The following is an 8,099-nucleotide window of genomic DNA, read 5'->3' on the forward strand; positions in this document are numbered from 1 at the left end:
GTGATCGGCGAGCGGAACTTGCGGAAGTTGTTGGCGGTGATCCGCCGCAGCTTGAGGCTCACGCAGCGGCTCCCGTCGAATGTTCGACGAACAAGCGCTCGAGCGCGCGCTTGGCAAGCGCGGCATCCCCCTCCCCTGCCCTGACTTTCGCGTACAGCTTGGCCGCCGCGGCGCCCAGCATCCCCTCCCCTGCCAGGGACGCGAGATCATCGTCACTAGGCCGGGCGACGAGATCGTCCGCTCGCAGATCCAGATGCCGGAGCCGGTGCCGCAGATCGTGCTCGATCCGGCCAAGAATGGTGACCCGATCCGTCAGGCTGGTGATCCCGATCAGCGAGAGCTGGAGCAGCGTCGCGGCGGGATCGACCTCGCCCATTAAGCGATCCAGCTCCGCGTCAAAGCTGGCCGCATCATTGATCCGCCATTCGCGCATCAGCCACTGGTAGCGGCCGGTCCGGATCGGGGTCACGACCGGCTCCCTTCCCGCCTCGAGGTCGACCAGCAAGATGTGGCCCGGCGCATCGCGCTGGAAGCGGTCGGCTTCGGGCGTTCCAGCATACCAGGTGCGGCTGCCGATCTTGAGCAAACCGTGCCAATCCCCCAGCGCGAGATAGTCGAGATTGGACCGCTCGGCACGGTCGGGCGGGATCTGATTGTTGGCCTCTCCCCGCGATCCGAAATCCCGGATCGAGCCGTGGGCAAGGCCGATGCGGAGCCGGGCTCCCGGCGTCTCAGCCGTGTCAAAGATCGCGGTCGGATCGTCGAGGTTATGCCGGTGCGTGAGGGGTGCCGGCAGCAGCCAGACGCCGTCCTCCAGTTCCTGCGGATCGGGTTCGGTCAGGACCGTGACATTGGCCGTCTTGCGCGCCCTCACCCGATCCCATAGGCCGCCATTGCGGGCGTAATCATGGTTGCCCGGCAGCAGCCACCAGCGGCACGGATGGCGCCCCATCCGCGACAGCGCCTGGACGATGGTGCGGTCCTCCGGACCTTCCGTGTCGAACACGTCACCGGCGACCAGCACATGGCCTGCATCATGCGTGCGAGCGGCTTGGCCGATCGCGTCGATCGTATCAAAACGGGCGTCGGCGAGCGCCGCCCGGACATCAGGCTCGAACCGGCCGAACGCCTTGCCGAGCTGCCAGTCGGCACTGTGCAGAACGCGCACCATTTACTCCCTTGCGGACGCTAGAGCCGCTCAAAGTTCAGCAGAACGTCTAGCGAACGACCAAAGGGCACGGAAGGCTTTTCACAAGCCCCGCTGAGGCTTGGCAGTTTGCCCCCTCTTGATGGCTATTTGCTCCCCAATTCAGATCAAATGCGGAACACGTCTGCAAGCCGCCATGACCTAGCCCAGCAAAAAACTCGCGCCTTCGCGCGTCTAAGCCCTCGCAGAATCACCGGAAACGTGTCATGGGCTGACGAGCGTCCGGTCCGAACAAATATGGGGTAAATGGCCTGTATTTGAAGCACACCCTACGCACCTGAAGGTGCAGGGTTTCCGTTGTTGCGCAACGGTTTAGCGCGGAGGGAAGCGCGACTACGATGTGGTACGCGAATCGTCGCGGCGGGAAACCGCGAAATTCCGCTATTCCGGCGTAGTACGAGCGAATACGGAGCCATGGTTCGCGACGATCAACTTGTCGGGCGTGCGCGGCTCGGCTATAACGGTCCCGTTCTTCAGTCCTCACCAGCCTCCCTGCTAGGAGGTTGGCTTTGGCTACCAGTTACCGCCACTACAATGTTCGCCTCGAGCGCACCCAGTGGGAACGCCTGAACGCGATCGCGCGCGAGCGCAAGCTCAGCACCGCCGACATCGTCCGCGCGGCGCTCGATGTCTTCCTTTCCTCGTCCGATCTGCTGACCGCCAGCCATCGCCGGATCGCGCGGATCAGCGAATTCCAGCAGCTCGCCCTGGACGTCATCATCCGCGAGCAATATCCCGAATTGCGCGACCGGCTCGTCGCCGAAACCGACAAGCGCCTGGTCCAATATCATGGCGCGTGAGGACATCCGCTCGAACGGGAAAAACATCCCGCTAACCCACCATTCGGCGCGCGGCCGGGTGCAGCGCAACTCGGGCAATTTCACCCGCGGCAGCCAGCTCCTCACCCACGAGATGCTGATGTGGTTCTCGGGTGCCAGACTGCCCATCATCGCGTGGTTCTTCGCCTTCCTCGCCGCTTGGTTCATCATTCTCTCGCTGCGGCTCGACGAACATGGATTCCAGCTCGTTTGCATGAAGCTTTATTCGACGCTCTGGAACTGGATCGACCTCAACCCGAACAAGCGCGTCAACGTCACGCGGCCGAACGGCGACGTCATGCGCACGATCATGTCGGCGGTGCCGTTCATTCCCGATGTCCAGCATGCCTGGGCGACCGCGATGCGTGCCCTTATCGGCTCGATCCTGGTCTCGATCTTCGTCGTCGCACCGCTCGCGATCTGGTTCGTCGACATCTCGCGGCGGCGCGGCAAGCGCATCCTCCAGGAGCGTCACGAACGCGGCGCGATGCTCGTCGAGCGGGACGTCCTCGCCGCCGAAATCGCCCAGCATAATGTCGGGAAGTTCGAGGAGGACGCAGCGCAGTTCTTCCCCGGAACGTCGCCGTCGGCCGTGCTCCGCCTGCCGTTCGCCGCGCGCAAGAAGGGCGGTATCCACCACCCCTACAGTCTCGCCGGCATCCCCTATCCGCACCGCATGGAGCAGTCGCACACGATGCTCATCGGCACGACCGGATCGGGCAAGACAACCGAGCTTAGAAGCCTCGTCGCGCAGATGCGCGAACGCCAGGACAATGCGGTCATCTTCGACCTGACCGGCGCCTATGTCGAAGCCTTTTACGATTCGAAGCGCGACACCATCCTGAACCCGATGGACCAGCGCTGCCCGGCCTGGTCGATCTTCAACGACTGCCGCACGCACAGCGAGTTCACCGCCGCCGCGCAGGCGCTGATCCCGGCCGACGGCGGCTCGTCCGAACCGTTCTGGGCGCTCGCCGCGCGCACGCTGTTCATCGAGATGTGCATCAAGCTGCAGGAACGCGGCCAGACCACCAACCTGGCGCTCAGCGAGAATCTAATGACCGCCGATCTGAAGCGGGTCCACCGCTTCCTGCAGAACACGATCGCCGACCCACTGACCGCACCCGAGGCGGCGCGCATGGCGGAATCGATCCGCGCGGTCTTCAACACCAACGCACAGGTCCTGCGCTTCCTGCCCGACACGGGCGAGCCGTTCTCGATCCGCGACTGGATCACGCAGGACAAGCAGCCCGGCGCGATTCTCTTCATCACGTCCAACTATGTCGATCTGCCGATGAACCGGGCGCTGCTGACGCTCTGGATGGACCTCTGCATCAACCGGCTGATGACCATGCCGCGGACGCGCTCTTTGCGGACCTGGTTCATGTTCGACGAGCTCGGCGCGCTCCACAAACTGCCGGCGATCGAGAACGGCCTGCAGACCGCGCGTGCGTTCGGCGGCGCGATGATCCTGGGGCTGCACAGCTTCGAGAAACTGGTCGAGGTTTATGGCGAACAGGGCGCTCGCAACCTCGCTTCGCTCGCGCGTTCCAAGCTCATCCTCGCGACCGCCGACCTCGACACCGCCGAGCAGTGCGCGCGCTACATCGGCAACCGTGAAGTGCGCCAGATGGATGAGGCTTACAGCTACGGCTACAACAACACTCGCGACGCCTCGACGCTGACGCCGAGAAAGCAGGTTGAGCCGCTCGTCATCGCCGACGACATCACCAACCTGCCCTCGATGCACGGCTTCGTGAAGTTCCCCGACGGCTTTCCCGCGGCCCGCATCCTGCTCCGGTGGCAGGACTACCCGACCGTCGCGCCGGGGTTCGTCGCCCGCTTCTCGATGCAGCCGGTCCGATCGCGCCGCGGCGAAGCAGCGTTCGGCTCAGACGGGGGCGGCGAGGGCGGTGAGGCGGGCGGTCGCGACGGCGCGCAGCAGATCATCGAAGAGGTCGTCGACCCTGACAATGCCAAGGAGATGGCGGCGCGCATCCTGTCGACGCCAACCGAGGAAGAGGCGGCCGCGGCCGACCGCGACGAGCAATCGACGCCTGCGAGCCACGCCGCCGATCGCGCCCAGGTGGCACGCGATGGAAAGGACCAGGCGACCGCCGGCCTTCGCCCGGCCGATGATCGGCGACAGGCGCGCGACGCGCCGCCGCGTCGAACCCCGGTCGAGGACCAGACGCTCGTCGAGTTGCGGGAAGGTTTCGCCAACGGCCGCGACGACGACGGCATGGACATGGGGATCTGATCGCTTTGCACTCGATCGCCTCGGTCCGCTCCGCCTCGGGCGCCGCGACCTACTTCGCCAAGGACGATTTCCGCGACGATTACTATACTGCGGAAGGCTCGTCCGAGGCGAGCGCATGGGGCGGGGCAGGGGCCGAAGCGCTCGGCCTCGAGGGCGAAGTCGCCAAGGACGCGTTTGAGCAGATCCTCGGTGGCACGCTGCCTTCGGGCGAAGACGTCGGCAGCCACGAGAACCGCCGCCACGGCGTCGACCTTACCTTCTCCGCCCCTAAGTCGGTCTCGGTGATGGCCTATGTCGCGGGCGACAAACGAGTGCTCGCGGCGAACATGACGGCGGTCCAGAAAACGATGAGCTGGGTCGAGAAAAACCTCGCGGAGGGCCGAAAGGATGTCGAGGGGCGCAAGGTCCCGGTCCGCACCGGCAATCTCGTCTATGCGCTGTTCCAGCACGACACCAGCCGAGCGCTCGATCCGCAGGCACACATCCACGCCATCGTCGCCAATCTGACCCGCATGCCCGACGGCAAATGGCAGGCGCTCCACGCCGACAAGATCTGGGCGAACAACGCGACGATCGGCGCAATCTACCACGCCTATCTGCGCGACGGGCTGGAAAAGCTCGGCTACCAAGTGGAGTTGAAGGGCAAGCACGGCACGTTCGAGATTGCGGGCGTGCCCAAGGCGGTGATCGACGCCTTCAGCCAGCGCCGCGAAACGATCCTCGAAAAGGCCGTCGCGCTCGGCATCGTGTCCGCCAAGGGCCGCGACGGTGTCTCGACCACGACCCGTGACCCAAAGGTGATCGGTGGCGACCGCGACGGTCTGGTCAGAGGCTGGATCGAGAAGGCGGCGGCGCTCGGCTTCGACGGCCGAGGGCTGCGTGCGGGCGCCGAGCACAGGTCGAGTCAGAGCATCGCCAACAGCCGCCTCGAACGGGGTTTCCGCGCCGTCGGAAAGGCGATCCAGGATGCGCGCGAGGTCGTCGGCGGTTTCCTGCGTCCGCACGATCCGCTGGTCGACGGCGGACTTGCACGCGTGACGCGGTCGCCCGCCGACGCGCGAACGCAGCTGGCGGTGGCGTCGGCGGTGCGGATTCTGGCCGAACGCGAGGCGGCGTTCCACGTCCACCTACTCGGCAAGACCGCGCTGGATCTGGGGCTCAAGGGCGTGACGATCGACAGCGTCGAAGCGCGTATCGGCAGGCTGGTCGAGCAGCGCCAGCTCATCCCCGGCGCGCCACGCGACGGCGACAAGGGCGTCTCGCTGGTGACGACGGCCGAGGCGTTGCGGACCGAAGAGACGATCCTGTCCGCGGTCGAGGCGGGCAGGGCGCGCGCGATGCCGATGCTCCCGGCGCGCGAGGCGCCGGACCGTGTGCAGGGGGCCGCAGAACGCCCGCTCAACGCCGGCCAGCTCGCTGCGGCGACCTTGATCCTCGCGTCCGACGACCGCACTGTCACCGTGCAGGGCATCGCCGGCGCGGGAAAGTCGACCATGCTCCAGGCGGTCGCGCGGGTGGCGGAAGCCGAGGGCCGGACCGTGCTCGGGCTCGCCTTCCAGAACAAGATGGTCGCCGATCTCGCCGAGGGTGCGGGCATCAAGAGCCAGACGATCGCCTCGTTCGTGCTGGCGAACGAACGCTATGTGACCGAGCGCGACACGTCCCGGTTCGAAGATGCCCGGGCGCGGCTCGGCGGCACGACGTTGATCGTCGACGAAACCTCGATGGTCTCGAGCGACGACATGCTCAAACTCCACCGGATCGTCGATGCGGTCGGTGTCGACAAGCTCGTGCTGGTCGGCGATCGCCAGCAGCTCTCCTCGATCGACGCCGGCAAGTCGTTCGCGATGATCCAGGCGGCCGGCGGCACGATGGCGCGGATGGACGAGACTATCCGCCAGCGCACCGACACGCTGAAGGCGGTCGCGGCGCTCGCCAATGTCGGCAAGGCAGGTCAGGCGCTGAAGGTTCTCGGCGACCGAGTCCACGAAAGCGCGGAGGCGCCCGACACGGCGGCCGCGATGTGGCTGGCGCTTTCGGCCGAGGGTCGGGAGGCAACGGCGGTGTTCGCGTCGGGACGCGCCTCGCGCGCGATCATCAACCAGCGCATTCAGGAGGGGTTGGCCGCCGAGGGGACGGTGCGCGGAGAGGGCATCCACCTCACCGTCTACGAGCGCGTCAATCTTACCCGCGAGGAGCTCCGCTACGCCTCGACATATCGGCCTGCCCAGACGCTCGATGTCGGCCGCGGCGGCGCGCAGGATATCGGTCTCGAAAAGGGCCGCTACGACGTCGTCCGGGTGCAGCCGAACGGCAAGGTCGAGCTCAGAGACGGGCGGCGGAAGACCCGCTTCGATCCGCAACAACTGTCGCCGACCGAGAAACGCGATCGGCTCGAGCTGACCGAGAAGAAGAGCCTCCACGTGCGGGAGGGCGACCGGATTCGTTGGACCGCCAACGACAAGGAGCGCGGCCTCCACAACGCGGCACTCGCGCGGGTGCTGAAGGTGGGCGCGAACGGCATCACCGTCGAGACTGCCGGAAAGCAGACCCTCACGCTGGACTTCGGCGATCCGATGCTGTCGCGGCTCGACCTCGCCTACGCACTCAACATGCACATGGCGCAGGGCATCACCACCGACAGAGCGATCACGGTGATGGACAGTCACGAGCGCAATCTGTCGAACCAGCGCCTGTTCAATGTCGGGGTCACCCGCGTCCGCGACGAGCTCACCATGGTCGTCGACGACAAGGACAAGCTTGCCCGCCAGCTGGACCTCAATCCCGGCAACAAGACCTCGGCGCTCGAGACGCTCGGGCGCCTCGACATCGACGGCCGGAAGGGTGCGACCGCCAGGATCAAGTTCGAGCCCGGGCCGGTCGACGGGCTCGGCAGCGCCGCCGGCCCCGACGTCCTCGCCGACCTGCCACCAACCCCCGACGGGCCGCTGCCGCCCGCGAGCGCGGCCGCGGCAAACGATCGCAAGGTGCCGCCCGATCTCAAGCCGGGCGGGGGACAGGACAAGGGCGACCTGCTGCCGCCATTGCCGGAGCGGAGCCTCGGCCTCGATTTGTGAGGAGCGAAGCGCCGGCGCGGTGCCGGTGCCCATGAAGGAGACGACACATGGCGTGGAATTTCGACGAGGGCGGCAAGTTCGGCACCGAGAAGGCAGCCGAGGATTATGCACGGCGCAACGGTCTCGCCGAGGCGGACTTCCGCACGCGGCGAAAGCGCGACCAGGTCGACCTGGAGATCCGCCGCTCGGCGATCGACGGCCGCAGCCTGCGCGACAGCAACGAGGGCCGCAAGGATGGCTTCTTCTGAGCACCGGCGCCGTCATAAGCGACGATTAGGACCGGCGGTCATTATCCATCGGGAAAAGTATTATGGGTCTGGAAGATCGAGAATATATGCGCGAACGTCTGCGCCAAGAGGTGCACAGCCCGCGGCTCGGCAATTCGTACTGGCTCGACGCTAAGCTCGCATCGAACATGGCGAGTTCTAGTCCGAGCCAAAGAACCGCAGCTTCGACTATCGAGACGGTCACTGTCAGCGCCGCCGACGTTTCGCGCCGAACCCGTGGCAACATGGACTTTCCTGGGTAGTGCACGATGGCGTGGTGTAGGAACACCGATCCTCTGCAGGGCCGCGGATGATCAGGCTGCCAGTGCTGGCAGGCTGATGCGCGGGTTACCGCTCAACGTGCCGATCGTTTCCAGCGTCATGTGGCGGCGCGATACCGACCATTCGTCATTCTGCTCGAGCATGAGTGCGCCGACGAGGCGGATGACCGCGGCGGTGTTGGGGAAGATG

At 66.1% G+C, this 8,099-nt stretch carries 5 protein-coding genes and 1 pseudogene; 4 read left to right on the top strand and 2 right to left on the bottom strand.

What is annotated here, in order from left to right:
* Nucleotides 1-58 precede the first annotated feature (58 nt).
* The gene (locus ACE5C1_RS16605) at nt 59-1,168 is read right to left on the bottom strand and encodes an exonuclease SbcCD subunit D (RefSeq protein WP_374945193.1); all 1,110 of its coding nucleotides are present in this window, start codon (nt 1,166-1,168) and stop codon (nt 59-61) included.
* 548 nt (nt 1,169-1,716) lie between these two features.
* On the opposite strand from ACE5C1_RS16605, the gene ACE5C1_RS16610 reads away from it, so the two are divergent.
* Genes ACE5C1_RS16610 through ACE5C1_RS16625 form a run of 4 tightly spaced genes read left to right on the top strand, consistent with a single transcriptional unit; the run spans nt 1,717 to nt 7,610 of the window.
* The gene (locus ACE5C1_RS16610; RefSeq protein WP_374945189.1) at nt 1,717-2,007 is read left to right on the top strand and encodes a hypothetical protein; all 291 of its coding nucleotides are present in this window, start codon (nt 1,717-1,719) and stop codon (nt 2,005-2,007) included.
* On the top strand, nt 1,997-4,285 hold the full coding sequence (locus ACE5C1_RS16615; protein WP_374945190.1) for a type IV secretion system DNA-binding domain-containing protein: 2,289 nt from the start codon (nt 1,997-1,999) through the stop codon (nt 4,283-4,285). Before ACE5C1_RS16610 ends, ACE5C1_RS16615 begins: the two co-directional genes overlap by 11 nt.
* A 5-nt stretch (nt 4,286-4,290) precedes the next feature.
* Nucleotides 4,291-7,362: a MobF family relaxase gene (gene mobF, locus ACE5C1_RS16620; protein ID WP_374945191.1), complete on the top strand. Its 3,072-nt coding sequence runs from the start codon at nt 4,291-4,293 to the stop codon at nt 7,360-7,362.
* Nucleotides 7,363-7,409: 47 nt separating this feature from the next.
* Nucleotides 7,410-7,610 carry a hypothetical protein gene (locus tag ACE5C1_RS16625; RefSeq protein WP_374945192.1) on the top strand — a complete coding sequence of 67 codons (201 nt, stop codon included), beginning with the start codon at nt 7,410-7,412 and terminating at the stop codon, nt 7,608-7,610.
* A gap of 332 nt (nt 7,611-7,942) precedes the next feature.
* On the opposite strand, the pseudogene ACE5C1_RS16630 reads toward ACE5C1_RS16625, so the two are convergent.
* Nucleotides 7,943-8,099, bottom strand: a pseudogene (locus ACE5C1_RS16630) (IS256 family transposase); the annotation flags it as partial.

The sequence above is a fragment of the Sphingomonas sp. genome (assembly GCF_964263785.1).
Taxonomy (GTDB): domain Bacteria; phylum Pseudomonadota; class Alphaproteobacteria; order Sphingomonadales; family Sphingomonadaceae; genus Sphingomonas.